Source organism: Nocardia sp. CNS-044 (assembly GCF_059570515.1).
The window spans coordinates 361,853-387,762 of record NZ_JCANSX010000007.1 but is presented as its reverse complement, the minus strand read 5'-3'; the positions used below and the strand labels follow the sequence as shown (position 1 = coordinate 387,762).

The following is a 25,910-nucleotide window of genomic DNA, read 5'->3' as shown; positions in this document are numbered from 1 at the left end:
ATCCACAAGCTCAGAACGATCAAGGGAGGCAGTTCAGATGGCAGCTCGTACGGCGGCAGTGAAACGAACGACCTTGTACCGCTTCGCGGAAGGAACCAGGCTCACGGATGCGGTGCGCCGAGCGCCCCGCGGGTTCGTTACGCGCCGGGTGCGGGTCGGGGAGGCGGCCGGCCTGCTGATCTACGGATCCTTCGAAACTCCCAGCAAATGGGCCGGCGATGTGGCGATGCTGGCCGACGCGGAGGTATCGCTGAACAATCAGTCACCGGGCGCGATTCTTGCGGTTGAGACCTCGCCGAGCGACCTATGGGCGCTCACCTGGGGAATCGGATTTCAGCTGCTGGACACCGAGCGCATCGACTTCCGGTTCGGATCCCGGATCGTCGCACGCACGGCACTGGCCAGCGAGATCAAATCCATCACCAGGACCATTCTCGACCACCGCGCTCGCACCGCCCGCACCTCGCTGCCGAACGGCAGCACCATGTGGGACCTCGGTGTCGACGGCTACGGCGAAGTGATCAGCCGAGTGGAAACAAAGGCGCGCATCCCCGAATTGACGTTCGGCGACAAGGACATTCAGCTGAAGGCTGCCGACTCCCTCAGCCTCCCGCTGGCCAGGAGGCCCGACGAACTGGTCCACGATCTCACCGTGCTGCGCGAAGTGCTCGATCATCCCATCCTGCCCGGCCTGGAAAGCGTCGAACAACTGGTTGCGCTCAAGGCCAAGGACCCGATGGCATCGCGACTGAACGAGCGGCTGGTGAACCGACTGCTCGGAGCCTCCGACGAGCCGATCGGCCTCAGCTGGCCGCACGAGCGCTTGGACCTGCACGGCCCGGTGATCAGCTGTAAGGCAACGGGATTCGGCGACCGGCAGGCCCGGATCTTCGATGGCCTGCCCACCTTCGACGACGTGCTCGAATGGTTCACCGGTCAGACGCCCACTGCGGTCCACCATCGGCTGACATCGATCGCCCTGGAGCTTCACGGCGAGGCCGTTCCCACGCCCGCCACCGCTGTGTCATCGCCGGTCAAGATCCGAAACTGGCTAACCTTCGAGGTGCGGGACGGGGCACGACGGTACTCCCTGCACGACGGCGCCTGGTATCGCATGGACGACAAGTACCTTGAGCGCATCGACCAGCGCGTGGAGGACATCCTCGCGCAGCCCGCCGGGATTACCCTGCCCGTTTGGCCGAGTGGGATGGATGAGGACGGATACAACAAGGCCGCGGCTGCCGCTGTCGGCGGGTACACCCTGGACAAGAAGATGATCAAGACTCCTCTGCATTCCAAGAATGGCTTCGAGTCCTGCGACATCTACGTCCCACCCGGCATCCTCGTCCACGTCAAGAAGGGACGGGGCTCCGACGCGATCAGCCATCTGCTCGCTCAGGCGCTGGTGGCCAGCGAATCGCTCGCGCGGGATGAGTACGCGCGTGAAGCGTGGACAGATGCGGTCGAAATTGCTTCGGACGGCGCGGTTCCCGATGCTGCGGTGGCTGAAGTCGTACTCGCGATCGGGCGTAAGACGCCGGTGACGACCCAAAGTTTGTTCACTTTCTCGAAGGTGAACCTGGTGCGGCAGTACGATCTTCTGCGGCACCTGGGGGTGGATGTGCGAGTGGTATCGATCCCGGTCTAACGGCGGTGCAGGGCGATAGTTGTTGCATACCAATACAATTGGTTACAGTCATATGCCGACTCGGCAAGGGGGAGGGATCGTATGTGGGAACGGCCGCTTGCACCGGTCGCCTACGGATGGGCGCTGGCCGGCAGGCTATTCACGCCGAGATACCAGCTCGCGCCATTGGACAAGACCATCGACGATCTCGGCACAGCCCGCACCGCAGTCGGTCTGGGGATCAGTCTTCTCGTCATCGGCAAATACTCCGGCAATGTGGTCGAGGGAATGATCGTCAATGGAACGCAGCGGCTCATGCTCTCGGCGATGATCGCGTTCCCGGTCTGTCTGATCGCCTTGGCCGTGCTGGTTGCGGCGACCGAGTCGGTCCATCGAGCCGCAACCGCTCGCCAGCTGGTCCATCCGCTGCGGACGATGGGGATCTGCGTCGCCAGCGTCGCCTCCTTCGCCGCCATGCCGACGGCGCTGTCGACCTTCAACGGGCATGCCGGAATCCTGCTGGGCCTGATCATGCTGGTGGTGGTCATCGCCTTCACTTTGGTGATCGTGCCGTTCCTGATTCGCGCCACATTCCTGATCACCAAACACTGGTTCAATGCTGTTGACGGACAACTGCTCCTCGGACCCACCGTCGCCGTCGTCGTGACATGGACTGTCGTCGTCATCGACCTCACCACCCGGGAAACAACGCTGCTGCCCGCCCCCATCGATCTCGCCCTGCTCGTCGGCGGGAGTGTCATCGTCATCATCCTCGCCATCACGGAAGGTCGACGCGCACAACAGCGTTACGGCGTCACTTTCCGCTCCAGAGCATGGCCGAGCGGGCTGCATCGATGACCCCGATCATCCGAGAGGCATGACTGCGATGAACGACAAGACACAACCTCTCACCCGCACTCAGTGCGAAGAATTCTGGCGCAGGAGAGGCTGGCGCCCGGCTCTCCATGCGCAGCATATGGCACGCCCGCGCATACGAACTCCACATCGCCAAAGCATTCTCCCACTTTGCCTCAGTACTGATTGTGCTGGTCGACGGCGCCCTCACCCGCGAGTGGGAATATCTCGACCACGAGTACCCCAAGTTGGCGGAATTGGTCGAGGAGGTCGACCGGACATACGTGATCTGGGTCGTCAGTGCGTGCACAACGGCCGCCTCGGGGTCAAAAATATTGAGGCACAGAGCGATAGACAAAGTTTGAAGTGCTAACGCTTGCTCAATTGCGCAGTAGGAGGATGTCAATGATGCCGAAAGGCGCGCCGACATCATGACGGCTTACAGTTTCGGCAATCGCTGGGTCGGCATCGTCGCGCTGGGTACGCCGCCACCACCCGAACCCCTGCACAAGATGGCGCTCCGTCTCCGGGCGAAGGCGCTGTCCCGGCGAATCCGGATCGACAAAGGCATCCGGGTTCCGGTCGACGCACTACAGTCGTCACTGGCTTGTCATCAGGCTCAGAATGGCGCTCTCCGGGCTCGATGCACGAGCGCAGGAGTGCCTCGCCATCGAGCGGGCGGTTCGCTCGGGGCAGTCGCCCAAGTTCCGGCCATGGTTGCAGGAGGAGTTGATTCGCGCCCACCCGCACGATCGGTCAGGGTGGACGAAGCGCGCGTCAGGCCACGAACGCAATGGAGCCGCAGACAAGTTGGATCCGGAAGCGTTGCCAATTGACCCAATCGTCGCCACGGGATGGGCGACCGCCTTTCCGCACGCTCCGGACTCACCGTGGTTGCCTCCAGCGCCGCCCGCGCTGGTCCATAACCTCGCGCTGATGGACCTGGACCTAGACGAGGATGCGTTGCGTTGGGTGCGATGGGCCTGCCTGCACCGCAGCTATCTATACGAGTCGGTGCCGGACAGCCCGATCAACGGGGAGGCATTGGACCTCCTCTCTACAGTCGGCCGCAGTTGGATGCGAATGGCGTTGCTGGAACTAACTCGCTCTCTGCGTGGCGATTTCACCTCGAATACTGAGGTAGCCGGTGCGCTCTCGGTGGACGGACAAGCGCGGGCCGCCCTTGCCGCGTGGGTGAATACCAGTGCCTCAGGCTTTTTCGGCAAGGGCGAGGCCAGCCTGCTGGCATCGGGATCGAAGAGCCACGCACCCGAGATCGTCGCACTGCAGATACTCGGGGGACTGGTCACGTGTGCTAGGTCATGTCTCCCAATAGCTTGAGCCATTCAACGGCCAAGGCCATGACGAGACCTGCGCGGTAGGTCAAGGCGAGTTTGTCGTAGCGGGTGGCCACCCCGCGCCAGTGCTTGGCCCTGTTGAAGGCGCGTTCGATGACGTTGCGACGCTTGTAGGCGGTGGGGTCGAATCCGGGTGGTCGTCCACCGGTGCGGCCGCGCCGTTTCCGATTGGCGACCTGGTCGGCACGCTGCGGTATGGCCGCGCGGACCCCTTTGCGACGCAACGAGTCCCGGTTACTCGCTGAGGAGTAGGCCCTATCGGCCAAGACCTTGTCGGGACGGCGTCGAGGCGGACCTCCGGTCAAACGCGGCACCGCGATCGACTCCAGCACGGCGGGCATCATCGGCGAGTCCCCGGCTTGCCCGGCGCTCACCAGCACCGCCATGCCGCGTCCGTTGCCGTCGACGGCCAGGTGCGCTTTGGTGGTCAGCCCGCCGCGGGACCGGCCGACCGCGTGATCGACCGGCTCATAGCTCACCGTCTGGACCGAGCGACGCGTCGCCGCCACGAGAGATATTCGCCCCGTGTTGATGCACCCGCATGATCAAGGAATCCACCGACACAACCCAATCCAGATTCCCGGTCGCATCCGCCAGCGCGGTCAAGGCGACCAGCACTCGATCCCAGGTTCCGTCACCGGCATAGCGGCGATGCCGTTTCCACACCGTCTGCCACGGACCGAACACCTCCGGCAGATCCCGCCACGGCACCCCGGTCCGCAACCGGAACAACATCCCCTCAACAACCAGGCGATTGTTCGCGAAGTTCCGGCCTACACGACCATCAGATTTCGGTAGCAGCAGCTCGAGCAACTCCCACTGCTTGTCCGTCAGAACCCGATACCGATCACCGACCGCCGTCGCCACGGCCAACATGATGCCCCACCCAACGACCTACCGGGCACGATCCACAAAACCCGATTGGGAGACATGACCTAAGCCTTGCCCGACGAGGCGACGGTGGGTCGGTCACTGAGCAGTCGCCGGATACTCGACATAGCCGACAGAATCCGCTGCGACTCCAGCGAGAGCGCAGGGAAGGCATCGGCGCGGGCGCGGATATTATCCCGAATCCGGTCTGCTAGCTCGGCTTCCACCTCGATGTTCTCGACCAGCAGAGCGGGCAGCTTGCCCATGGTTTCGTTGCAGAGTTCGACATCGAGTGTCTCGGTGCTCATGCGCTCAGTTTTCCAATCGGGCCCGCGGGTCCCGCGCTGGGCCTCAGCGTCGGTTTGGGCCCGCTCCCGGGTGTGGGTCCGGCGGACGTGGACACCCCGGCGATCGCGCGGACGACTGCGACGTCTCGCCGAGGAATCGGCCGTGCGTCTGCCGCGGATGCATCCCCACATGCTGCGCCATACCTTCATCGCCACGATTCTCGATACCGGTGTCGACCTGCTCGGCGTCCAGATCGCCGCCTGTCACGCCGAACCGCGCACCACCATGCGCTACGGCCGAGCCCACACCAGCGTCGATCACCACGGCGGCGCGCGTGTTCGGATTTGACCCCTGCTCCCAAATATTCGCCAAAGATTCGAGTCGATCCTGGGGGTTCCGTGTGCGAAACCTGCTGGGTACATAGGGCGTTTCGTGCGTTCAACTCGACCCCGTAAGCGCAACGATGCCTTCACTGCTAGGCGTGACCAGTGCGTTTCCGGAGCTTGTTATCGGCAGGTTTCTGGTTCGAGTCCAGATGGGGGAGCCGAGAACGGCCCCTGACCAGCGCTTAGCGTACACGGTTGGGGGCCGATTTCGTTTCCGGACCGCGAAACGCGCCAAAAAGTCTGCCAAAAAGTCGCGACCTCTCCGTCTACGTCGCTGTTCTGTTCAGGGCGACAGAGCCCCGCTGATGGCACGCTGTGGGTCGCGGCCGCCGCCTCACGCCTTGTCGCCTAGAGCGCGAGCGCCACGCGTTCATGTGGAAGCCGAACCCGGAGGCGACTGCACTCCATGCAACAGGCTCCCTGCCGCCACTCCACCTAGGTGCCAGGCGGATGGAAAGCCACTGTGAGGGAGGCGTGCCCCTGGCCTCACCGGCCGCTCAGCGCGACGTTCCTCCTGGATGAGCCTCAACCCCCGGGAAGATGCGGAGCACGGCAGGTAATCCTTGACCCCGGCGTAGGGACCGGTGCGGGCGCGGCGGGGGGCCGCGATACTGTAGCGGCGCAGTGTCAGCGCCGGTGCTGCCAGGCCCGGCGGGCCGCCCCGGATCGCCGCCGCACCGATGTACGTTCGAAACCGGATTCGTGGCGCTGATCGCTCATACTTGGTGCCGTAGTGACTGCTCGGCTGGTGCACAACAACGGCGCAGAGGGAGGTTGCTCGATGCAGGCGAACGTCGGAGACCAACTGGTTCTACGCAGCCGCAATGGGGGCATGAACGATCGGACGGGGGAGATCATCGAGATCCGGGGAGCCAACAGCGCACCCCCGTATTTTGTGCGGTTCGAGGATGGGCACGAAGGCTTGATCTATCCCGGACCCGATTGTCTGATCAAACCGAACTGACACCGATGGCCGCGCGCGCCGGGCGGCCGCACCCTCGGACAGGTTCCGTAGGGTCGCCGTCTATGACCGATATCAGTTCGGTGACCGCCCTCTCGCGGGCGGCGTTCGGCGATCCGGGCGCGCACGCGGTGAGTCCGTAACAGCCCTACCGTGCACGCCCCTACCACTCGGCTACTGGACCGGCGCCGAGCACGTCCTGGAACTGATATCTGCCACACCCGGTGTCCGCCGGGTCGTCTCCCGACGGGCTGCACCCGACCCGCGCCGAGGTCATCCGCGCGGGATATCTGCACATCCTCGGCCTGGAGGCGATCACGGGCGAGGCGATGCACTGCCGCTGTTCGACCGGCACGCCGGTGTCGCGTAGCGGCTGGGGTGTTATCCACGACCAGCGGACCCGCCCGTGAGCAAGCCGCGATACACCGGCGCCGTCGACATGTTCCTTGCACATTCCACGGAGGAGTTTTCGATGTCCGAAACCGATGAGCATCCGACGTATCCACCGCAGCGTTCGAGCGGAGGTGCGGTTGCAGCTGATGAAAAGGAACTGCAAGACGTTCGAATCGAAGCCGCACCAACCTCAGGGATCAGCGAAGAACAATTTTTGGCCGGGATTTTCTGGGCCAATAAACAGGCAATCTGCATGGGGCTTGGGTTTGTGCCGGTAATAGGCGGCATCCTGGGTTCAGCCGTCGGAATGCTTATGGATGCGATAAATCCGGGCAATCAAGAGGAGGAGAAAGAGAAACACGAAGCCCTTATCCGGCTGATACGAGAGGTCACCAAGCAAGAGATCCAGGTCTTCTACAACGAATCCGCCGAGAAGATTCTGGAAGGTACGCATAGAAGCGTCAACTACTATCGGAAATATGCCAAGCAGTACGGAACAGATGCCTGGGATGTGCGGCGCACCAACGAGGAACTGAACGGCGCGATCCGCTATCTCAACAACCGTATCCCCGATCTCACGGTAGGGCAGTATCGTTTCGATGCACTTCCTTACTTTGCCATGGCGGCGAACATGCACCTGATGCTACTGCGCGAAAAGCTCAAGTTCGCCAAGATACTCGAAATCTCCGAAGGAGATATCGCAGTAACGAAGAGTGAACTCAAAGAGGGTATCGAGAAATACGTCGACTATGTTCGGAAAACCTATGACGAGGGCCAGAAGCGCCCCATGCCGCACTGGAGCTGCAATGTCGGCTACTCGCGCATCATGTACCTTGGCGCCTACGAATTCACCCTCCTCTGGCCATACATGGAGGACCCCGACTGGAAACCCATCGACATACCCCGGGAAATCGAGCTCCACTTCGGCCCGTTCGGCTACGACCAAAGTACGGATTTCCGCCGATGGATAGACTCGAGCTGGCCAGGCCCCAAAAAGCTGCAAACCAGCGAATCTCTACGGTGGTTGGAAATCGGTGCAGATTTTGGAACGAGAACAGTCGGTTCATGGGGATCATCCCGGACCGTTGAATATTCACTGATCAACCAATGTTCCTACAACGGAAATAACACTTCGGGAACGGGCAGAAGAGTGAATCGTCGGACCCCCGCACGGCCGCCGTGGCAAAAGAAAGAATCATTCTTCCCTACTCCAGTCCTTATCCCTTTCTATATCGCCGACCTCACACTCTACTGTTCGAAACCTCAATCCCGGGGGGGACCCTTCGATACCCGCTTTCACCGTGTGGATGTTGAAGATTCGTCAGGCAATAAAGATTCTATCGGCATCCGCGAGGATGAAGATACCAAACTCGAATGCAGCATTCCCGGTTTCGCCCTTTCTCAGTTGCGGATCCTGAGTCAGAATTCCCTCGGGCAGGCGAACTGCATGATGGCCAGTTTCAAACCGGCCCCATGGAATGATACTTTCAATTCCTTCAACATCCGGCCAAAGTTGGTGTCCGGGCAGGCGTACCACGTCATCGACGCCGACAGTGGCGGCTTTCTGGATGTGGATCACTACACGCTGACCAGTAGTCCACGGCCGGTGGTGCGTGAGGTCGCAGGCTCCCGTAGTCGTGACTGGGTCATCGACGCAACCGAGGACGGCGGGTGGGTCCTGGTCAACGCCTACAGTGGGCAGCGGCTGCAATACAGCCCCGATGGCCTGCGCCTCGTCGACGCGGACGAGCCCGCGACCGACGACAACGTGTGGGACTTGCATCCGAACCCGGCCTCGGACACCGGCAACGGCACCGATCCCGACGGCACCGACGGCACCTGGATGATGGGCTGCCGCAGCCAAGGTCGCGACCACTACGCCACGGTGGCCGACGACACCCTGGTCGAGGGCCAGTCCGATCGAGTCCAGGCGACCCGGTGGGTACTCGTGCCCGCGCCGGTCCTCGGCGACGGGCTCGTCAATCAACTGCCGTCGCTGTGGATGGACCCGTCCCCAATCGGATACTCCGCCACCACAGAATTCGTCCTGCACAACCCCACCGCCGCGGAAGTAATCCCGGGCCCGTGGACCCTGCGGCTGATGCTGCCTGCCGAAACCGGCGACGGGCTCATTTTCGACAGCGACGACGGACTCGAACTCACTCACACCACCACCGACCGCGGCACCCAAGCCACGATCACCGCCGCCACACCCCCGGCCCCCGGTGAAACGATCACTTTCACCCTCACATCCACCAGCGGACACATCGCACCCACCGACATCACCCTCGACAATCACCTCCTACTCACCAACGACGACCTCACCACCAACCCCACCACGCTCTAGACCACCGGCCCGACACCCAAACCCCGTCGACAGAACCACCGTCAGCGAGATCCAGTGCCCGACGAGTTCCTCCACGGGCACTGGATCTGGCACGGCGATCGTCCCCCGTGGCGCCGGAAGTGACCGACGTGCCGACTCCTCCGCGGCCCCCGCGTGGCTGTGGAAACTGTGGACGAGAACCGACCGGGGCGGGGCCCCGCCCCGGAGTGGCTCGATCACGCCACAGGCCACGGGCTCGATGCCGACGCAGCGATACCGCTACGGATTCTGAACAGCCACCACCCGGCTGCCCCCTTCGGGAGCGGAGGGGCACGTCCATATTCGGAATTCGGAACCGGAACTACTCGCAGCGCGAGATCGACGTTGCCCAGGCCGCTGCACCGGGTGCCCGATACCGCTATGGGCGGGGTCGCGGTACCAGGCCGCGGCGGTCAGCCGAAGACCTCTGCCCGGCCTTCCCTCGGCACTGCTGCCCGCCCGGCCGATTCCGTCCCCGGTATCGGGGTTGTCGGGGTCGACGAACTCGACCGGTTCGTGCAGGTGGAACATTTCACCGCGTGCAGGGAACTGGGTGAGCTGCGCGGTCAGAATCATCAGGACCTTAGCGTGCAGCACGACCGGCCCCTTTACCGGGCCGTCGATGGTTACGGCGTCGTCGAGGAAGTCCTTCTCCTCGTACCGCGGCGGGTTCTGCTGGGTGCGCATCACCGTGCTGCGCGCGTCGGCATCGACATCGTTCTGTTCGAGGGTGCCGTCTTCCTCGATCTCCGACATCATCCTGAATTCGACGGTGCGCAGTCGCACACTGTTGAGAGGATCGTCGGGATATTCTTCGATGCGTTGTTTGATCCCACCCTTGAACGTGACGGTGTAGGTCTGGCCGCCGTACTCGAACTTGCTGTCGACAGCGAGCATCGAACTGGGGATCTCCGAACCGATGGGCGGCGGAAACCCGGCTGAGCTTGGGCCACTCCGGAACCGGTCGGGCACAACGCCACCGCCGCATAAGCCGCCGTAGCCGCGACCACTCGACGCCACCCCGACGCGGCGGAGACCCAGCGCTGAGCAGATTTCGGACCGTTCAGCGACAACTTCGTTCTCGCTGATGAAGCCGGACATCACTGACTGACCTGCCTGTATTCGCGGCCGGCGCCGATTCCAGAGGGCGAGAGCGCAGCGACCAGGCCCCCGAAGTTTTCCATGGCCCACCTGTGTTCGGGCCATTGACGCGCCCACCCGGGAGCACCGCAGAAGCGGTCACAGCGCTAAAGGTCAGTCCTCAGGAGTGGCCGACACGAATAGCGCATGGATCGAATAACTACCCTCCACCAGTTTTGCCGGAACAACTACCGGGGCGGATTTCGTCTTCTCGAGATGATGGCGCACTCGCGTGCCCGGTTTACCGTTCGGGGCACGGATCGCGGCCGAAGCTCGCATCGATTCGATGGCAGCCGGCAACGTCGCCAGAGCCGACTGCTCGCGATCCTGACCTGCAGCCTCGACGACCATCGCTGCTCGGCAGGCTCCGGATCGGCGCTCTACCACCGATCCCAGTACCTGACAACGACAATGAACAGTCGGCGTCGTGCCGATAACGGGAGAACTACGATGGTCGTGCGCAATTCGCCTCTTTCCGACGAACCAACCGTGCCTCTGGTATCGGCGGCACTATCAGCAGCGGCACCGTCCGCACCCGATCGGTCACACTCGCTGCCCCGAACCAGGCGACCATGCTCGGCACCCGGATCGACCTGTCGATGCTGCCGGTCGACGCCTACGTCGTGGCGGGCATCGCCGATCACATCTCCCCGTGGCAAGCCTGCTACCGCAGCGCGCGGCTGCTCGGCAGCAAGGATCTTCGTTTCGTCCTGTCCACCAGCGGCCATATCGCGGCCTTGGTCAACCCGCCTGGCAACCCCAGGGCTTCCTACCGCATCGGGCCGGTAGACCAGATCGAACCCGACGGATGGGCCGAAAGGCATGCTACGCAGCAGGGTTCGTGGTGGCCGAACTACGTCGAATGGCTCGCCGAGCGCAGCGGTCCGGACATCGCGGCGCCGACCACGCTCGGTAGTGCCGAATTGCCGCCGCTCGCACCGGCGCCGGGGACTTATGTGCGCGAACACTGAGGGCCCCGGCGCGGAACTCTCGCGCGGCAGGACCGAACAACGCCTCGTTTCCATACTCGGACAGCGGATCCGGGTCGACGTGCGCTGGGGGACCGGTGTACCGCTCGTGTTGTGCAACGGCATCGGCGCCAGTCTGGAGGTCCTCGATCCCCTTGTCGCGCAACTCGATCCGGAAACTACCGTGGTACGGATCGACGTTCCCGGCACCGGCGGCTCGCCGAATTCGCCCTTGCCGTACGGGTTCCCGTATCTGGCTACGGTGCTCGGCCGACTGCTGCGCAAGATCGGCTTCTCCGGGCAGGTGGACATCCTCGGCTTCTCCTGGGGCGGCGCGCTGGCCCAGCAGTTCGCCTTCCAGCATCCACGCCGCTGCCGCACCATGATCCTGGTGGCCACCGGTACCGGAATCCTCATGGTTCCCGGCGATCCGCGGGCCCTGCTGAAGATGCTGACCCCACGCCGATTCCTGGATCACGAATACGCTGCCCGGATCGCCGCCGGCATCTATGGCGGCAGCGCGCGTGACGACCCACGCGTCGTGCGGCAACTGCTCGATCGCCAGCTCATGGCGGGCTCCCGCGTCGGCTACCCTCCACCAGCTGCTGGCAGGCTCGGTCTGGACCAGCCTGCCCGCCCTTCCGCTGATTCGCCAGCCCACCTTGATCATCGCCGGTGCCGACGATCCGATCATTCCGCTCGCCAATCCCCGCATCATGCGACGGCTGCTCCCGCATGCCGCCGTTCACCTCCACCCCGGCGGCCACGTCGACCTCATCACCAATGCCGCGGAATTGGCTCCGGTCATCGAACGCTTCCGCAGGGCGCCTCAGCGCGTCCTGGACGGAGATTGTCCGTCGTCCGACAGCATTGCCGACTGATCCACCGCCGCGTCAGTCGCCGAGCATGTCCCGCACCGCCAGATGGCTGAACAACATCGATGCGCCGATCGGATTGCCGCCACCGGGATAGACGGTGCCGCTGACCGCCGCCATGGTGTTGCCCGCCGCGTACAGGCCAGGGATCGGCGCGCCGTCTCGGTCGAGCACCCGTGCCGCGCTGTCGGTTCGCAGCCCGCCCTTGGTCCCCAGGTCCGAGATGCCGAACGCGGCGGCGTGGAACGGTCCTCGGTCGATCGGCACCAGCGGCGGTTCACCGTCGGAGAAGGCGCGATCGTAGGCTTCGTCACCGCGGCCGAAGTCGGTGTCGACGCCGGCGGCGGCCATCGTGTTGAACCGGTCGACGGTCGCGACGAGCGCGTCGGCCGGGACGCCGATCTTCTCCGCGAGTTCGGGCAGTGTGTCGGCGGTGTGCCAGAGACCGGCGGCGACGTACTTCTCGGTCTCCACCATCGAGACGTTGGTCGCCTTGACCGGCGGCTTCTCGCCTTCCTTGTGGTCGTAGACCATCCAGTAGGGCAGGGTGATCGAGCCTTCCCGCAGCTGCCGGATCACCTCGCGACCGAGCCGGTCGTAGGGCGCGGACTCGTTGACGAACCGCTTGCCGTCCTGGCCGACGAAGATGCCGCCGGTGAACCACAGCGCGAACGCCGAGCGACCGTCGGGATGGGTCAGCCCGGGCGACCACCACGCCTGGTCCATCAGGTCGACGTCGGCGCCCGCCGCGATGCCGGCCCGGTGCGCGAATCCTTGATTTCCCCAGGGGCCCATGGTGTCTCGGGCCTCTCCCGGCACGCCGTACTGACGGCGCATCTCGTCGTTCTGCTCGAAGCCGCCGGTCGCCAGGAGCACGCCGCGCCGCGCACGGATCGCGAAGCGTTCGCCGTCGCGTTCGATCAGGGCGCCGACTACCGTGCCGCCCTCGACGACCAGCTCGATCAGCGGCGAGTTCAGGTGCAACCGGACGTGCGGGTAGGTCGACAGCGCCTGCAGGAACCGGCCGATGAGTGCTCGACCGCCGATCAGCACCTCGGGCAGCGGCGCGCCGAGCCGGTCGGTGTCGAGTGGTCCGCGGAGGGACTCGCGCAACTCTCCGAGTTCCGCGGCGGGGAGCGGCGTGGGCATGGTGTGGCGCAGTCCGTCGAGACGGGCCTTCGGCGCCGTGCCGAAGTAGTCCGGCCAGGGCAGAACCTCGAACGCGAAGTGGTCGTCGGCCTCGAGGTATTCGATGAGGTCGCGGCCGCGGCGGACATAGGTTTCCTGCAGTTCCCGCGGGGTCCGGTCGCCGACGACGGCGTGGTAGTAGGTGAGCGCGTCCTCGATGGTGTCGTCGCTGCCCGCTCGTTGCAGCACGGGGTTACAGGGGAACCACACGCCGCCGCCACCCGAATAGGCGGTGGTGCCGCCGAATTTGTCGGTCGCCTCGACGACCGCGACGCTCAGTCCCTCGCGGGCCGCGGTGTAGGCGCCGGCCAGACCGCCACCCGAACCCGCGACCAGCACATCGACTTCGTCGTTCCAATCCACCACTGTTTCCTCCCGCGCCACCGTGTTTCCGTCGACGCTAGGCTCGGCCGCCTCGGCCGGAGCACCGGCGATCCCGGTCATCGGAATGGCGGCGCAGCGGGAGAAGATCGAACGCTTTCAGCCTCGGGCGGCGAAGATGGATTGTCGAAGTCGATCAGTGGGACAGGACGACCGACCGCATCATCGCCAGCAGGAGAGCGCCGCAGGCCTCGAGCTGTTGATCGGCGGCGCGGGGGTCGTCGCTTACTGTTCCGATGGTCGTCTTCAGGCCGTCGAAGGCGCCGACGAGGACGGTGGCGAGCTGTTGGGGGTCGACTTCGTCTGATACCTCACCGATGTGCTGGGCGTCGCGAATGAGGTCGGCGACGCGGTCGATCCATCGGCGGGTCAGTTCCGTGGCGAGGTCGCGGGTCGCGGGCACCTGGGCGAGGTTCTGGGCAAGGCGCGAAATGACCCAGGCGTCGGGGTCGTCACGGTGGAGATCCAGCATGGCGGGCAGCAGCGCTTCCATCCGTTGCAGCCCAGGGGGTGCCGTGGCCAGTCGTGCGTGTACCCGATCGAGCCATTGCGCGTGTTTCTCGGTGAGCACGGCGACGGCGAGGGCTTCCTTGCTCTCGAAATGAAAGTAGACCGAGCCCTTGGTCATTCCGCTCGCTTCGACAACGTCGGCCATGCGTGCCCGGTCGTATCCGACCTGCGCGAACACAGCGGCGGCGGCATCGAGAATCCGCTCTCGGGATGCCGCTCCGTGTTCGGTTGGGCCGGACGGGCGGCCGACGCGTCGCCGGGCCTGCGTGCTGCGGTGGGGGCTTGCCATGGCCTCAGCATAGCGGTATTAATTAGACCGGCATGAAGGTTTAATTAAGGAGATGGTGGTGGCCGGATATTTCGACCGACAGCGAGTACTGGTGACCGGGGCGTCATCGGGTATCGGGCGCGCCTTCGCCGCGCGTATCGCCGCGGACGGTGGTGACCTCGTTCTGGTCGCCCGCAGGGAGGCGGTATTGCGAGCACAGGCCGAGGAACTGCACGCCCGATTCGGTTCGAGCGTGGAGGTCATCCCCGCGGACCTCGGCGCCCCGAACGCCGCGGCGAGCGTCGCCGAACTGCTCGCACAGCGTGCGATCACCGTCGACGCGCTCGTCAACAATGCGGGACTCGGATTCCACGGCGACCTCGCCGACGCCGACCTCGGGGCCGTCTCGAGTCAGATCGCGGTGAACATCACCGCTTTGACCGAGCTCACCGCAATCCTGTTGCCCAGCATGATCGCTCGCGGCCGCGGAGCCGTCGTCAATGTGGCCAGCACCGCCGCGTTTCAGCCGGTCCCGCACATGGCGGTGTACGCGGCGACCAAGGCGTACGTGCTGTCCTTCACCCGCGCGCTCTGGTCCGAGACCCGCGGCACCGGAGTCCAGGTACTTGCCGTGAGCCCGGGTGCTACCGACACCGCGTTCTTCGAGATCGCCGGCGAGGACGCCTCGGTCGGCAGCAGGCGCTCGCCCGAACAGGTCGTCGAAGCGGCCTTGGGCGCGCTCGGATCGAACCGCCCCGACATCGTCGACGGCGCGGCGAACGCACTGCTGGCGCGCATCGCCTGCCGAATTCCCGCCAAGTGGGCGATCGCGCTCGCCGAGCGTTCCGTCCGACCGGAATCGCCTGTATCCCAAACCAATTGATCGAATCGGAAAGAGCAAGACATGTTCATCCAGAATTTCGCCACAGCGGCCGCGGCCGCGGTGAACAAGCACAGCGTGGACGAGGTCGTCGGCCTGTGGCGAGAGCCCGCCGCCTACGACTCACCCCTGACCGGTCCCCAGCAAGGTCTTACGGCGCTGGCCGCGCGAGAGTCCGCGCTTTTCGACGGCTTCAGCGACCTCACCGCCACTATCCAGCCCCTCGGGCAAGTGAATTCCACTGGTGCCGCGCTGGTTCGCTTCGACGGTATCCACGACGGGCACTACGCGGGAATAGCGCCGAGCGGGAACACGATTGCCATCGAGATGGTCGCTGTCGTCACCTTCGACGACGAGGGCTACGTCATCGGCGAACGCGTCTTCTTCGACACCGCGGCCGTCCTGTCGCAACTCACCGGATGCGCCGGCACCGGCACGGCATAACCTCGCCAACTTCATCCGCGCTGCCCGACGCGGCAGGACTCGCCTCGATACGACGTGGACGATCCCTATGACCGTCCGTTCGCTCCGGTCTGGCCGGAGCGAACGGCAGGATATCGATACGCCGGTTATGCCGTGCTCACCGCGGTCCGCCCACGGCGCCGACATTGCCGATGCTCACCGGGTGAGTGGTGGTCGTTCGCCCCGGACTTCATGGCCACGATGGATCTTCGGTCGCCGACCGGACGGGTGACCGGCCCGGGGCGGATCACATCGGGTACACCGGGTGTTTCCGCGGGTTGAACTCCGGCTTCACCTTCGGCTTGTCCCGCAGCAGGCGCAGCGCGCTCCGGATCTCCAGGCGGGTGGTCGCCGGTTCGATGACCGCGTCGATGTAGCCGCGTTCGGCGGCGATCCAGGGGGTGGCGATCGTCTCGTTGTACTGGTTGACCATGAACTCGCGCGCCGCCGCCCGATGCTCCTCCGGCACCGCCGCCAGCTGCCGCTTGCCGATGAGGTCGACCGCGCTGTCGGCGCCGATCACCGCGATCCGGGCCGTCGGCCAGGCGAAACTGATGTCGGCGCCCACCTGCCGGGCCGCCATCATGCCGTAGGCGCCGCCGTAGGACTTGCGCACGACCAGGTTGATGATCGGAACCGTCGCCTCGATGATCGCGCGCGGGACCCGGCCGCCGCGGATGATCACACCATTGGCTTCCTGATCGAGCCCCGGCAGCACACCGGGGGTGTCGGCGACGAACACCAGCGGGATGTTGAACGCGTCGCAGAGCCGGATGAAGTAGGTCGACTTGTCGGAGCAGGCGGCGTCGATGGAACCACCCAGCACCAACGGCTGATTGGCGATCACACCGACCGGATATCCGTCGACCCTGGCGAACCCGGTGATCAGATTCGGGGCGAACGCTTCGCGGACCTCGTGGAACTCACCGTCGTCGAAGATCCGCAGCAGAATCTCGTGCATGTCGTAACCGGAGCGATCGGAATCCGGGATGATCTTCTCGAGTTCCCGGTCGGAAGCGGTGATCTCCGGCTCCAGGCCGGGGTTGACGATCGGCGGCTGCTCGAGGCAGCTGGTCGGCATGTAGCTCAGGTAGTTGCGGGCCCAGTCGTAGGCTTCCTGTTCGGTGTCGGCGACGTGATGCAGCGTCCCGCGCTCGGCCTGCACCTTGGCGCCGCCGAGCTCCTCGGCGGTGATGTCCTCACCATTGACGGCTTTGATCACCTCCGGCCCGGTGACGAACATGTAGGAATCCTTGGTGCCGATGAGCACGTCGGTGTTGATCGGCCCGTACACCGAACCCGCGGCGCACTTGCCGAGAATGATCGACACCTGCGGCACATACCCGGACAGCTTCTCCAGCACCCGGGAAATATCACCGAACGAAGCGATCGAACCCACCGCGTCCTGGATCCGCGCGCCGCCGGAGTCGTTGATCGTCACCACCGGGCACGCGTTGTCGAACGCGAGTTGCAGCGCCCGCATGAACTTGCGCGCGGACGTGATACCGACCGACCCGCCGTAGACGGTCTGATCGTGGGCGATCACCACCACCGGGCGGCCCGCGATCAGCCCGCGACCGGTGACCAGCCCGTCACCGTAGAGAGCGTCCGGCTGGCCGGGCTGACGAGCCAGCGCACCGGTCTCGATGAACGTCCCGGGGTCGAGCAGCATCTCCACCCGCTGGCGAACGCTCGGAATGCCCTTCTTCTCCCGCTTGGCGACACCGGCCTCACCTGCCGGTTCCTCAGCGATTGCCAGGATCTTGACCAGTTCATCGATCTTCGCCTGGGTACCTGCCACGCTCGCTGCCACCTTTCAAACCAACTGTTGCCGTCGCGACGTTAGGCGGTGTCGAGGCGGAACGTGACATCGGGCCGGATATCCGGGACAAATCACAGACGAGGCCGGACGCACATCACCTCCCGCCCAAAGACACAGTCAGCGGTATGCCCATCGGATGCGACCCCGAATACCTGGCACTGCCCGCTGGAGCCGGGCGGTGTACCGCTACGACTTCGACCAGGGACCTGTGAGCGCCGTGGCGAGGATCGCGCGGCCAGGAGGGAAAGCACGTCGCCGCGATCGCTCGCTAGGCTGGTCTTGTGGCTCAGCCCGGTGGCGCCCCAGTCGACGGGCACCCCGGATCGGGAAAGCGAAGGGGGACATCGCAATGAAGGCCGTCATCGTCTGTACCTCGGTGTCGCATGGCAACACCAAGAAGGTCGCCGACGTCATCGGGCAGGTTCTGGAGGCCCGTGTCGTCAGCCCCGCCCAAGTCGACGCGGCCGAGCTTTCCACCTATGACTTGGTGGGATTCGGTTCGGGGATCTTCCTGGGATCCTTCCACGCGGAGCTGCGCGAGTTCATCAGGTCGCTGCCGGATGCGCAACGGCGGAAAGCGTTCGTGTTCGCCACGAGTGGCTTTCCCGAGGCGCGGTTCCAGCGCTTCTCTCGACCTCTCGTGCGGATGCTCGACCAGAAGGGCTTCGAGGTAGTCGACACCTTCTCGTGTCGGGCATTCGACACGTACGCGCCATTCAAACTCGTCGGCGGTATCCGGAAAGGGCGGCCGAACTCCACCGACCTGGGGGCGGCGCGCACGTTCGCCGAAGGACTGGCAGGCACCTACTCGATCACATAGGCGTCTCCCGGAAGGGTGACGCTCCCGAATTCCGGGCCGGGAATCGTCGGCTCGAAGTCGCTGGATCCACCTGTGCGGGCGTCTTCGGCGAAATCCTGCCAGGTCGTCGGCACGCCGTCCTCGATGACGGGATCCTCCAGGCTGACGTCGTAGTCGTCATCGTCGTAGTCGTCATCGGCCGACTGCTCGGGCGGGGTTGACTGATCGTCCGTCGACTGGCCTGGCTCCTTCTCGTCGGTCGACGTGCTCGCGAGGTAGTCGGGGCCACCGATGTAGACGGTGTGGCCGGATTCGGTCGGGGCCGTCGTGGCGTCGGCGATGGCGGTGGCGAACTCTTCGACGGTGGGGAGTGGGCCGTGGTCGCGGCGGGTGGTGACGGCGTCCGGGTCTCGGCGTTCGAGGAGGCGGACGATGATGGTGCCGTCGATCATGTCGCCGGAGACGACGGTGAGGGTGATGCCGAGGGCCTCTAGTTCGGGGATGAGGGCGCGAAGGGCGTCCTCGCCCGCGCGTTTGCTGGCGGCGATCGGTTCGTAGTCGGCGGGGACGGGTTTGCGGCCGTGGAAGTGGGCCTGATGGCTGGTGACGAAGACGATGCGGCCGCCGGATGGCATGAGGGGCAACGCGAGTCGGGTCAGGCGCAGTTGCGCGTCGCGGTTGATGGACATGGCGTAGTCGGCGGCCGCGTCGCGTTCGAGGCCGCCGGATGCGTTGAGTACCAAGACATCCAGGCGGCCGAAGCGGTCGGCGATATCGGCGATCAATGCGCGGGTGGCGGTTTCGTCCGAGACGTCCGCTCCCGCGACCGACGCGGTGCCTCCGGCGGCCGTGATCTCGTCGGCGATGGACTGGGCGCGGCGGCGCTTCTCGCGGTAGTTGACGATCACGTGGTCGCCGCGAGCCGCGAGGATGCGGGCGGTGTCGGCGCCGATCCCTCGGGAGGCGCCGGTGACGAGGGCGATTCGCTGGTCGGTCGAGATGTTCGGTTCGCGCACCACGTTCCTTTCCTGCGCGGACCGCCGCCCGCCCGGTTGCTTCTAAAACAGAATCACTATGGTGGTTCGAAATGAGAAGCGCAAGCGGTGCGAAACCGTCGCGAGGTGCGGCCGACCCCGCGAACGAACCGATGCTCGCCGCTATGGAACTGCTCGGCCAGCGGTGGATGCTGCGCATCGTGTGGGAGTTGGAGCCCGGCACGCTGGGCTTTCTCGAACTGCGCCGCCGGATGGGGCAGTGCTCGTCGAGCATGCTCTCGGTGCGCTTGCAGCACCTTCAGGCCGCGGGGCTGATCGTCAAGAAGCCGGACAAGTCCTACGAATTGACCACGGCCGGAAGGCAACTCGGCGCGGCACTGGCGCCGGTGTGGGAGTGGTCGCGGCGGTGGGAGAGGTTGTTCCCGGAGGCGGGCGACTGACCGTGCGCGCCGACGGGCCGACTGCTGGACGGCCTCAACCCGGTGGGCGCGAGCGCCTCGCCGCTGCTGAAGTAGGCTGACGGCTCCACTTCAGCACGGGAAAAGAGACCATGTCGCAGTTCGAGAATGTCAGCGTCACGAAGAAGGCCAACGTCTACTTCGACGGCAAGTGCGTCAGCCACAGCATCGAGCTGGCCGACGGCACCGCCAAGTCGGTCGGCGTCATCCTGCCCTCGACCCTGACGTTCAACACCGGCGCACCGGAGATCATGGAACTCATCGAGGGCGAGTGCAAGGTCACCCTCGCCGGTGTGACCGAGGCCGTGACCTACAAGGGCGGCGAGTCGTTCGACGTGCCCGGCGACAGCTCGTTCCAGATCGAGGTTCTGGAGACGGTGCATTACGTCTGCCACTTCGGCTGAGTTCTCGACACCTCCGCCGCCGTGCTTGCGGGCCGCGACAGTGTCGGCCGGTGAATCGTCCGGCACAAGGTGAGCGGCTGGAACAAGAACCGCGCGGGTGTGGCGTTCGGCGGAATTCTGTCCATGATGACCGACCCGTTCTTCGGGCTGATGGCCCTGTGGCAGCTGGGCGAGGGATACCGCGTCTGGAACATCACGGCCACAACGGAATTCGTGCGTCCGGGTCGCGGGTTGGTGCGCGTGACGATGCTGATGCCGCCCGAAGACATGGCCGAGATCCGCGCGAATCTGGAGGCGGACGGCGTCTCTCGCACCAACCACTCCGCCGAGCTCGTCGGTGCCGACGGCGAGCTGGTCGCGCGCACGAGCCAGGAACTCTACGTGCGCAGGCACTCTCGGCAGTGCAGTGCAGCGCGCCCGGCTGCTTCGGCGACTGCGCGGCACAACGTCCCGCTGCGGCGGGTGGCTCGCGACACTGCGCGGGGGTCGGCTCGGCACGCGCTGCGACCGAGCTCGCGGGCTCGACGAGTCAGCGGAGCGCGGGCGACGCGGCCTAGCTTGGACAACTCAGCGCAGCGCCGCGGCAGCCGCCTCGGCAATCGCCCCCGCGATCGCGCTCAACGCGGGGGAGTGCAACTTCCACTGCTGCCAGTAGAGCGGCACGTCGATGAACGAATCCCCGTCTATCGGAACCAAACTCGTCGGTGAGTCGTCGGCGGTCTGCAGGTCCGGCAGCATGCCCCAGCCGAGGCCGAGGCGAACGGCCGTGCCGAAGGCGGTGGACGAGGGGACGTAGTGGCGGGGCGGATCGATCGGCTGTCGAGTGCGGCGGCGGAGATGGCGGTCCTGGAGGTCGTCTTTGCGGTCGAACAGGACGACGGGCGCCGCGGCGTAGGCCTTGGCGGTCGGGCCGTCGGCGAACCAGATCCGGGCGAACTCGGGGTTGGCCATCGGGCGGTACCGCATGGCGCCGAGCTTGTCGACCTTGCAACCCTGCACCGGCTTCGCGGTGGCGGTGATGGCCGCCATGACAGTGCCGTCGCGCAGCAGGGCGGTGGTGTGCTCCTCGTCCTCGCGGTGGATTTCGAAGCACACGCCGGGCGGTGCGTCGCGGAGGGCGGGCATCACCCACGTCTCGAGCGAGTCGGCGTTCACCGCGATGGGGAGGCGGATCGGGCGGTCGACGGGGTGGTCGGCGTCGCCGAGTTCACGGGCCGTGTCGCCGGTGAGCAGGTCGATCTGCCTGGCTAGGCGCAGCACGGCGAGCCCGGATTCGGTGGCGCGCACCGGTTTCGTGCGTTGCAGCAGGATGCGACCGGCCGCTTCCTCGAGCGCTTTGATGCGCTGGCTGACCGCCGACGGAGTGACCCGCAGACTGCGCGCGGCCGCCTCGAAGGTTCCCTCGGTGACCGCCGCGTTGAGCGCCCTGAGCTGGTCCAGCTGCAAATCCATATCAAGAAATTGTAATGATGCTTCAGAATCTTTAGCTTGTCTGGTTGAATGGCGCGGTCATAGCGTCGATGGACGTGACGGTTTCCTCGGCGGGTTTCGCCACCATCTCCGGTTTGGGTTTCGGGTTGTCGCTGATCGTGGCGATCGGCGCGCAGAACGCCTTCGTGCTGCGCCAAGGTGTGCGCGGACAGCACGTCGCCGCGGTGGTCGCGGTGTGCGCGGTGTCGGACATCGTGCTGATCGCCGCGGGCATCGCGGGCTTCGGAGCGCTGGTGGAGTCGCTGCCCTCGGTGGTGACGGTGGTGCGCTACGCGGGCGCCGCGTTCCTCATCGGCTACGGCGTGCTCGCGGCGCGGCGTGCGATCTCCGGCGGCACCCTCACCGCGGACGGGGCGGGCACGTCGGTGGCACTGGGCGCGACGGTCCTCACCTGCCTGGCGCTGACCTGGCTCAACCCACACGTCTACCTGGACACGGTCCTGCTGCTCGGCTCCTTCGCCAACACCTACGCCCCGCCGGACCGCTGGTTCCTCGGCGCGGGCGCGATGCTCGCCAGCATCCTCTGGTTCGTCACCCTCGGCTTCGGCGCCCGCCTGCTGAGTCCGCTGTTCGCCCGCCCCGCGGCCTGGCGAGCGCTGGATTCAGCGATCGCGCTGATCATGTTCACCCTCGCCGCGGGCCTGCTGCTTTCGAGCTGACGAGTGCCGCGTCCAGAATTGGATGTCCAACCTTTGTGCGGCACTAGAAAGTCTTGTGCGGCACCCCCACCGTCAACCCACCATCGATGACGAACTCCGCGCCCGTCGAATACGACGACTCGTCACTCGCCAAATAGGTCACCAGGTTCGACACCTCGGCCGGATCGGCGGCCCGCCCCAGCGGGATCTGCAGGAAGTCCGCTGGAATTCCCTCGGTCATCGGCGTGCTGATCAAGCCGGGATGCACCGAATTCACCCGAATCCCGTACTGCGCCAGCTCCAGCGCCGTCGACTTCGTGAGCCCGCGGACCGCGAACTTGGTCGCCGTGTACCCGTGCAGACCGGGACTCCCACGCATGCCCTCGACGGAGGAGATGTTGACGATGGAACCGCCGCCCGCCTCGATCATCGCCGGGGTCGCGGCCTGCATACCGAGGAACGTGCCGGTCAGGTTGATGTCGACGATGCGCTGCCACTCCTCGAGCGCGAAGTCCACCAGCAGGTTCCCGTTGACGATCCCCGCATTGTTCACCAGCACGTTCAGCGCGCCGAAACGCCGCACGGCCTCTTCGGCGGCGGCCTGCCAGTCCTGCTTCTGCCGGACGTCGAGGTGCACGTAGACGGCGTGGTCGCCGAGTTCCTCGGCCAGCGCCTTGCCCTCGTCGTCGAGAATGTCGCCGAGCACCACGCGCGCGTCCTCGGCCACGAACTTCCTGGCGTGCGCGGCGCCCATGCCGCGGGCTCCGCCGCTGATCAAGGCCACCTTGCCGGTGAGTCGCCCCATTGCGATACCTCCGTCCGTCCCGGAACAGTCGTGAACACGTTACATAACTTCTGGACGGTTGCGGCTCGAAGGCGCGTCGGCACAGCGAAGAAGGCCCACAACCGTGTGGCATCATCGAATAGAACGTGTTTCAGTGACGGCTCGTCCGGAGGAGGCCGACGATGGCGAACCGGTTCCGACGCTTGATCCGGCGCGCGGGCGTTCCCGACATCGCGGAGGTGCCCGGTGGCCGATTGGTCGACCTGCCCGGCCGGGGACGCACCTACGTGGTCGACATGCCGGGGCCCGAGGGAGCTCCCACGCTGATCCTGCTGCACGGCACCGCGAGCACCGCCTGTCTCACCTGGTTCCCCGCGCTGGAAGCGCTCGCAAAGCGGTACCGGGTGATCCTGTTCGACCAGCGCTGGCACGGCCGCGGCATCCGATCCCCGCGCTTCTCGGTGGACGACTGCGCCGACGACGTCGTCGCCGTCGCCGACGCGATGCGGGTCGAGCGCCCGATCTGCGCGGGCTATTCGCTCGGCGGAGTGGTGACTTTGACGGCCGCGCACCGGCATCCGGACCGTGTCGGCGGGCTGGTGCTGTGCGCGACGCCGTACCGATTCCGGGAGAAGTGGCGCGAGCAAGCGTTCCACCAGGTGTTCGGCGCGTTCGCCGACGCCATCGGACCGTATTCGTTGCGGCGCATCGAGAAATTCGCGAGCACACTGTCCGAGCTGCCGGAACATACCTGGCCTCCGGGCGGCTTCGAGAAGTGGGCGCTCGGTGAATTCCGCAGTACGAGCGGATGGGCGCTGGCCCAGGTGATCGCGGAGGTCGGCCACTTCGACGCGTCCGCTTGGCTCGACACGATCGCGGCGCCGACGGCGGTGGTCATCACGACCCGCGACCGGGCGATTCCGGTGTATCGGCAGCTGGAGATGGCGACGATGATTCCCGGCTCGACCATTCACCTGGCCGGTGTGGGACATGCGGGCTGCGTTTTCGGCGCGGAGCGTTTCGTTCCCGCACTGCTCGACGGCTGCGCGTCGGTCGTCGACCGGGTGTAGCGAAATTCGCTGCGGTCGACCCTGTTCGGCGTCGGTGGCGAACAGGGCGGCGCGGGTCACTCCACTTCGTGTGCCGCGGAACGCAATTCGTCGATGATGTCCGGCACCGCGTCGGCCATCGCGGCGAGATCCGGCACGAGTTCCTTACAAGCTATGAACCCGATATCGAGATCGCCGTTGTTGGACAACACCGTGACGGTGAGCCCGGCACCGTGGAAGACCGGCCCGAACGGATACATCGCGTCGACCTTCACGCCGAGGAAGTACAGCGGCATCGGCGGTCCCGGCACGTTCGAGACGACGAGGTTGTGCACCACCGGATGGTGCTCGGCCAGCTTCAGCGACGAGTAGACCCGCGCGGCCAGCTGAAAAGTGTTGGGCGGGGCGTACTGTGACCAATCCTGTAGGAAGTCGGCGCCGATGAGGTCGTGTTCGTCTTTGGCGTCGCGGTTCGCTTCGGCCACCTTGCGCAGCCGCTCGACCGGGTCGGCGATGTCGGTGCCGAGCTCGGAGAACAGCGAGGAGACCTTGTTGATTCCGGCCTTGTGCCGGGTGGCTTCGTGCACCGACACCGGTACCGAGGCGATGAGCGAGCGATCGGGCAGCTCGCCGTGCTTGTCCAGATAGGCGCGCAGCACACCGCCGACGACGGTCAGCACCACGTCGTTGACCTTTACGTCGAACGCGGTCTTGATCTCCTTGATGGCGGCCAGATCCGCTTCGGCGAAGGCGACGGTGCGATGCGGTGTGATGGCCCTGTTGAACGGCGTGCGCGGCGCCGTGAGCGGAATCGCCATGCCCGCCTGGTTGTTTCGCCGCCGCTGCGCGAAACCGGCGAGCATGCCGACGGTCTTGGGCAGCATGCCGACGATGCCCGCCTTGCCGGGCAGCCGAACGGCCGCCTCCGCCAACAGTTTCCAGTCATTCGGCGCGGTCTCGGGCCGCCATTCCTCGGTCGGCTCCGGATGCGTCACGCCCGGTTCCATATCGCACAGATGCATCATCATGTTCGTGCCGGTGATGCCGTCCACGGCGGCGTGGTGGTACTTGCAGATCACCGCGACCTTGTCGCCGTCGATGCCTTCGACGACGTTCATCTGCCACAGCGGCCGGTCGCGGTCCATCGGCCTGCTGGCGATGTCGCCGACCAGTTCGGCCAGCTCGCGCCTGCCGCCCGGACTCGGGATTCCGATGCGGCGGATGTGGTAGTCGAGATCGAAGTCGGGGTCCTCCACCCAGACTGGATGGTCCAGGTTGAACGGCACCTCGTGCAATCGCCGCCGCATCTGCGGAATCAGGGGCACCCGGCGGCCGAGTTCGGCCTTGAAGGAGTCGAAGGAGTACCGCACGCCGTCCGCGGTCGGGTCCAGGATGAGCAGCGCGCACACATGCAGATGCTGGGTCCCGGTCTCGAGATAGAGGAAACTGGCATCCAATCCGGTTAAACGTTCCATAGCGAAAGACTACTAGAACAGGTTCTAGTTTTGGGCTGGATTCGGGGGAGGTCGGTCACAGTGGCGCTCTCTATCGTCCACTTGGAGAACGGAATTCATCGGATGAATGCCGGGCGATAGCCCGCCGTGTCGGGTTCGAGTCCGATCGGTGACATGCATGTGTGTTACCGCTAGTTCCATGTATGTGTATGATCGTTTCTACACCAGCGCAGGAATCGGC

General features: G+C 65.4%; 25 protein-coding genes and 4 pseudogenes. 18 read left to right on the top strand and 11 right to left on the bottom strand.

Translation table 11 applies throughout. The features are described 5' to 3' along the window. Positions 1-37 precede the first annotated feature (37 nt). The 3 genes from T333_RS16575 to T333_RS16565 all read left to right on the top strand — a co-directional run bounded on the left by T333_RS16575 (position 38) and on the right by T333_RS16565 (position 3,823). Positions 38-1,648, top strand: a complete 1,611-nt coding sequence (locus T333_RS16575) for a DUF6119 family protein (RefSeq protein ID WP_496425004.1) — start codon at positions 38-40, stop codon at positions 1,646-1,648. Positions 1,649-1,729: 81 nt separating this feature from the next. Next, on the top strand, positions 1,730-2,485 hold the full coding sequence (locus T333_RS16570) for a hypothetical protein (RefSeq protein ID WP_496425003.1): 756 nt from the start codon (positions 1,730-1,732) through the stop codon (positions 2,483-2,485). A gap of 621 nt (positions 2,486-3,106) precedes the next feature. Next, on the top strand, positions 3,107-3,823 hold the full coding sequence (locus tag T333_RS16565) for a hypothetical protein (RefSeq protein ID WP_496425002.1): 717 nt from the start codon (positions 3,107-3,109) through the stop codon (positions 3,821-3,823). On the opposite strand, the gene T333_RS16560 is transcribed toward T333_RS16565, so the two are convergent. After that, a protein-coding gene (locus tag T333_RS16560; RefSeq protein ID WP_496425001.1) for an IS5 family transposase occupies positions 3,798-4,716 on the bottom strand; the annotation gives its coding sequence in 2 pieces (ribosomal slippage) (positions 3,798-4,346 and positions 4,348-4,716; 918 coding nt in all). The genes T333_RS16565 and T333_RS16560 overlap by 26 nt on opposite strands. A gap of 59 nt (positions 4,717-4,775) precedes the next feature. Then, positions 4,776-5,018, bottom strand: coding sequence for a hypothetical protein (locus T333_RS16555; RefSeq protein ID WP_496425331.1), 243 nt, complete (start codon positions 5,016-5,018; stop codon positions 4,776-4,778). Between T333_RS16555 and T333_RS16550 the strand changes: the two genes are divergently transcribed. The 4 genes from T333_RS16550 to T333_RS16535 all read left to right on the top strand — a co-directional run bounded on the left by T333_RS16550 (position 4,942) and on the right by T333_RS16535 (position 9,085). Beyond that, positions 4,942-5,346, top strand: a complete 405-nt coding sequence (locus T333_RS16550; RefSeq protein ID WP_496425000.1) for a tyrosine-type recombinase/integrase — start codon at positions 4,942-4,944, stop codon at positions 5,344-5,346. The genes T333_RS16555 and T333_RS16550 overlap by 77 nt on opposite strands. A gap of 819 nt (positions 5,347-6,165) precedes the next feature. Then, complete coding sequence (locus T333_RS16545) at positions 6,166-6,348, top strand: DUF1918 domain-containing protein (RefSeq protein ID WP_496424999.1); 183 nt, start codon at positions 6,166-6,168, stop codon at positions 6,346-6,348. A 221-nt stretch (positions 6,349-6,569) separates the two neighbouring features. Further along, positions 6,570-6,755: a hypothetical protein gene (locus T333_RS16540; RefSeq protein WP_496424998.1), complete on the top strand. Its 186-nt coding sequence runs from the start codon at positions 6,570-6,572 to the stop codon at positions 6,753-6,755. Between the two features lie 62 nt (positions 6,756-6,817). Then, positions 6,818-9,085 carry an insecticidal delta-endotoxin domain-containing protein gene (locus T333_RS16535; protein ID WP_496424997.1) on the top strand — a complete coding sequence of 756 codons (2,268 nt, stop codon included), beginning with the start codon at positions 6,818-6,820 and terminating at the stop codon, positions 9,083-9,085. Between the two features lie 258 nt (positions 9,086-9,343). Here the strand turns inward: T333_RS16535 and T333_RS16530 are convergent, their stop codons facing one another. Together T333_RS16530 and T333_RS16525 are read right to left on the bottom strand one after the other, a co-directional pair. Continuing rightward, a complete protein-coding gene (locus tag T333_RS16530) occupies positions 9,344-10,204 on the bottom strand; it encodes a hypothetical protein (protein ID WP_496424996.1) in 861 nt (286 codons plus the stop codon). Between the two features lie 153 nt (positions 10,205-10,357). Next, complete coding sequence (locus tag T333_RS16525; RefSeq protein ID WP_355000711.1) at positions 10,358-10,594, bottom strand: hypothetical protein; 237 nt, start codon at positions 10,592-10,594, stop codon at positions 10,358-10,360. Between the two features lie 197 nt (positions 10,595-10,791). On the opposite strand from T333_RS16525, the pseudogene T333_RS16520 reads away from it, so the two are divergent. From T333_RS16520 to T333_RS16510, 3 genes and pseudogenes are all read left to right on the top strand, one after another. After that, positions 10,792-11,214, top strand: a pseudogene (locus tag T333_RS16520) (PHA/PHB synthase family protein); the annotation flags it as partial. Further along, a pseudogene (locus T333_RS16515) lies at positions 11,198-11,812 on the top strand (alpha/beta fold hydrolase); the annotation flags it as partial. The pseudogenes T333_RS16520 and T333_RS16515, both read left to right, overlap by 17 nt. Further along, entirely contained in the window at positions 11,721-12,092 is a 372-nt protein-coding gene (locus T333_RS16510) for an alpha/beta fold hydrolase (RefSeq protein WP_496424995.1), read from the top strand. The pseudogene T333_RS16515 and the gene T333_RS16510, both read left to right, overlap by 92 nt. A 12-nt stretch (positions 12,093-12,104) precedes the next feature. Here T333_RS16510 and T333_RS16505 read toward each other — a convergent pair whose 3' ends face one another. Beyond that, entirely contained in the window at positions 12,105-13,640 is a 1,536-nt protein-coding gene (locus T333_RS16505; RefSeq protein ID WP_496425311.1) for an FAD-binding protein, read from the bottom strand. Between the two features lie 151 nt (positions 13,641-13,791). After that, positions 13,792-14,454, bottom strand: coding sequence for a TetR family transcriptional regulator (locus T333_RS16500; protein ID WP_496424994.1), 663 nt, complete (start codon positions 14,452-14,454; stop codon positions 13,792-13,794). 58 nt (positions 14,455-14,512) lie between these two features. Here T333_RS16500 and T333_RS16495 point away from each other — a divergent pair, with 58 nt between their 5' ends. Together T333_RS16495 and T333_RS16490 are read left to right on the top strand one after the other, a co-directional pair. Further along, entirely contained in the window at positions 14,513-15,316 is an 804-nt protein-coding gene (locus tag T333_RS16495; protein WP_496424993.1) for an SDR family NAD(P)-dependent oxidoreductase, read from the top strand. 21 nt (positions 15,317-15,337) lie between these two features. Next, positions 15,338-15,757, top strand: coding sequence for an ester cyclase (locus tag T333_RS16490; RefSeq protein ID WP_496424992.1), 420 nt, complete (start codon positions 15,338-15,340; stop codon positions 15,755-15,757). A 265-nt stretch (positions 15,758-16,022) separates the two neighbouring features. Here T333_RS16490 and T333_RS16485 read toward each other — a convergent pair whose 3' ends face one another. Continuing rightward, the gene (locus tag T333_RS16485; protein ID WP_357252008.1) at positions 16,023-17,576 is read right to left on the bottom strand and encodes an acyl-CoA carboxylase subunit beta; all 1,554 of its coding nucleotides are present in this window, start codon (positions 17,574-17,576) and stop codon (positions 16,023-16,025) included. A gap of 370 nt (positions 17,577-17,946) precedes the next feature. On the opposite strand from T333_RS16485, the gene T333_RS16480 reads away from it, so the two are divergent. Continuing rightward, positions 17,947-18,417 carry a flavodoxin family protein gene (locus T333_RS16480; RefSeq protein WP_496424991.1) on the top strand — a complete coding sequence of 157 codons (471 nt, stop codon included), beginning with the start codon at positions 17,947-17,949 and terminating at the stop codon, positions 18,415-18,417. Positions 18,418-18,665: 248 nt separating this feature from the next. Here T333_RS16480 and T333_RS16475 read toward each other — a convergent pair. Continuing rightward, positions 18,666-19,379 (bottom strand): annotated as a pseudogene (locus tag T333_RS16475) (SDR family oxidoreductase); the annotation flags it as partial. A 104-nt stretch (positions 19,380-19,483) separates the two neighbouring features. Here T333_RS16475 and T333_RS16470 point away from each other — a divergent pair. The 3 genes and pseudogenes from T333_RS16470 to T333_RS16460 form a co-directional block, all read left to right on the top strand. Then, entirely contained in the window at positions 19,484-19,831 is a 348-nt protein-coding gene (locus tag T333_RS16470) for a winged helix-turn-helix transcriptional regulator (RefSeq protein WP_496424990.1), read from the top strand. 110 nt (positions 19,832-19,941) lie between these two features. After that, positions 19,942-20,253: a pyrimidine/purine nucleoside phosphorylase gene (gene ppnP / locus T333_RS16465; protein ID WP_496424989.1), complete on the top strand. Its 312-nt coding sequence runs from the start codon at positions 19,942-19,944 to the stop codon at positions 20,251-20,253. Between the two features lie 69 nt (positions 20,254-20,322). Then, positions 20,323-20,625, top strand: a pseudogene (locus tag T333_RS16460) (PaaI family thioesterase); the annotation flags it as partial. A gap of 195 nt (positions 20,626-20,820) precedes the next feature. On the opposite strand, the gene T333_RS16455 reads toward T333_RS16460, so the two are convergent. Continuing rightward, positions 20,821-21,705 (bottom strand): LysR family transcriptional regulator ArgP, encoded by an 885-nt coding sequence (locus tag T333_RS16455; protein WP_496424988.1) that lies wholly within the window; start codon positions 21,703-21,705, stop codon positions 20,821-20,823. Positions 21,706-21,773: 68 nt separating this feature from the next. On the opposite strand from T333_RS16455, the gene T333_RS16450 reads away from it, so the two are divergent. Continuing rightward, positions 21,774-22,403: a LysE/ArgO family amino acid transporter gene (locus T333_RS16450; RefSeq protein ID WP_496424987.1), complete on the top strand. Its 630-nt coding sequence runs from the start codon at positions 21,774-21,776 to the stop codon at positions 22,401-22,403. A 43-nt stretch (positions 22,404-22,446) separates the two neighbouring features. On the opposite strand, the gene T333_RS16445 is transcribed toward T333_RS16450, so the two are convergent. Next, on the bottom strand, positions 22,447-23,187 hold the full coding sequence (locus T333_RS16445; RefSeq protein ID WP_141812420.1) for a glucose 1-dehydrogenase: 741 nt from the start codon (positions 23,185-23,187) through the stop codon (positions 22,447-22,449). A 161-nt stretch (positions 23,188-23,348) separates the two neighbouring features. Between T333_RS16445 and T333_RS16440 the strand changes: the two genes are divergently transcribed. Next, positions 23,349-24,236, top strand: coding sequence for an alpha/beta fold hydrolase (locus tag T333_RS16440; RefSeq protein ID WP_355000700.1), 888 nt, complete (start codon positions 23,349-23,351; stop codon positions 24,234-24,236). 56 nt (positions 24,237-24,292) lie between these two features. Here the strand turns inward: T333_RS16440 and T333_RS16435 are convergent, their stop codons facing one another. Further along, positions 24,293-25,690, bottom strand: a complete 1,398-nt coding sequence (locus T333_RS16435) for a WS/DGAT/MGAT family O-acyltransferase (RefSeq protein WP_496424986.1) — start codon at positions 25,688-25,690, stop codon at positions 24,293-24,295. Positions 25,691-25,910 lie beyond the last annotated feature (220 nt).

Coding starts and splice junctions, on each gene's coding strand:
- T333_RS16575 (WP_496425004.1), top strand. CDS start 38: ATGGCAGCTCGTACGGCGGCAGTGAAACGAACGACCTTGTACCGCTTC.
- T333_RS16570 (WP_496425003.1), top strand. CDS start 1,730: ATGTGGGAACGGCCGCTTGCACCGGTCGCCTACGGATGGGCGCTGGCC.
- T333_RS16565 (WP_496425002.1), top strand. CDS start 3,107: ATGGCGCTCTCCGGGCTCGATGCACGAGCGCAGGAGTGCCTCGCCATC.
- T333_RS16550 (WP_496425000.1), top strand. CDS start 4,942: ATGTTCTCGACCAGCAGAGCGGGCAGCTTGCCCATGGTTTCGTTGCAG.
- T333_RS16555 (WP_496425331.1), bottom strand. CDS start 5,018: ATGAGCACCGAGACACTCGATGTCGAACTCTGCAACGAAACCATGGGC.
- T333_RS16545 (WP_496424999.1), top strand. CDS start 6,166: ATGCAGGCGAACGTCGGAGACCAACTGGTTCTACGCAGCCGCAATGGG.
- T333_RS16535 (WP_496424997.1), top strand. CDS start 6,818: ATGTCCGAAACCGATGAGCATCCGACGTATCCACCGCAGCGTTCGAGC.
- T333_RS16530 (WP_496424996.1), bottom strand. CDS start 10,204: ATGTCCGGCTTCATCAGCGAGAACGAAGTTGTCGCTGAACGGTCCGAA.
- T333_RS16525 (WP_355000711.1), bottom strand. CDS start 10,594: ATGGTCGTCGAGGCTGCAGGTCAGGATCGCGAGCAGTCGGCTCTGGCG.
- T333_RS16510 (WP_496424995.1), top strand. CDS start 11,721: ATGGCGGCAGCGCGCGTGACGACCCACGCGTCGTGCGGCAACTGCTCG.
- T333_RS16500 (WP_496424994.1), bottom strand. CDS start 14,454: ATGGCAAGCCCCCACCGCAGCACGCAGGCCCGGCGACGCGTCGGCCGC.
- T333_RS16490 (WP_496424992.1), top strand. CDS start 15,338: ATGTTCATCCAGAATTTCGCCACAGCGGCCGCGGCCGCGGTGAACAAG.
- T333_RS16480 (WP_496424991.1), top strand. CDS start 17,947: ATGAAGGCCGTCATCGTCTGTACCTCGGTGTCGCATGGCAACACCAAG.
- T333_RS16470 (WP_496424990.1), top strand. CDS start 19,484: ATGAGAAGCGCAAGCGGTGCGAAACCGTCGCGAGGTGCGGCCGACCCC.
- ppnP (WP_496424989.1), top strand. CDS start 19,942: ATGTCGCAGTTCGAGAATGTCAGCGTCACGAAGAAGGCCAACGTCTAC.
- T333_RS16455 (WP_496424988.1), bottom strand. CDS start 21,705: ATGGATTTGCAGCTGGACCAGCTCAGGGCGCTCAACGCGGCGGTCACC.
- T333_RS16450 (WP_496424987.1), top strand. CDS start 21,774: ATGGACGTGACGGTTTCCTCGGCGGGTTTCGCCACCATCTCCGGTTTG.
- T333_RS16445 (WP_141812420.1), bottom strand. CDS start 23,187: ATGGGGCGACTCACCGGCAAGGTGGCCTTGATCAGCGGCGGAGCCCGC.
- T333_RS16440 (WP_355000700.1), top strand. CDS start 23,349: ATGGCGAACCGGTTCCGACGCTTGATCCGGCGCGCGGGCGTTCCCGAC.
- T333_RS16435 (WP_496424986.1), bottom strand. CDS start 25,690: ATGGAACGTTTAACCGGATTGGATGCCAGTTTCCTCTATCTCGAGACC.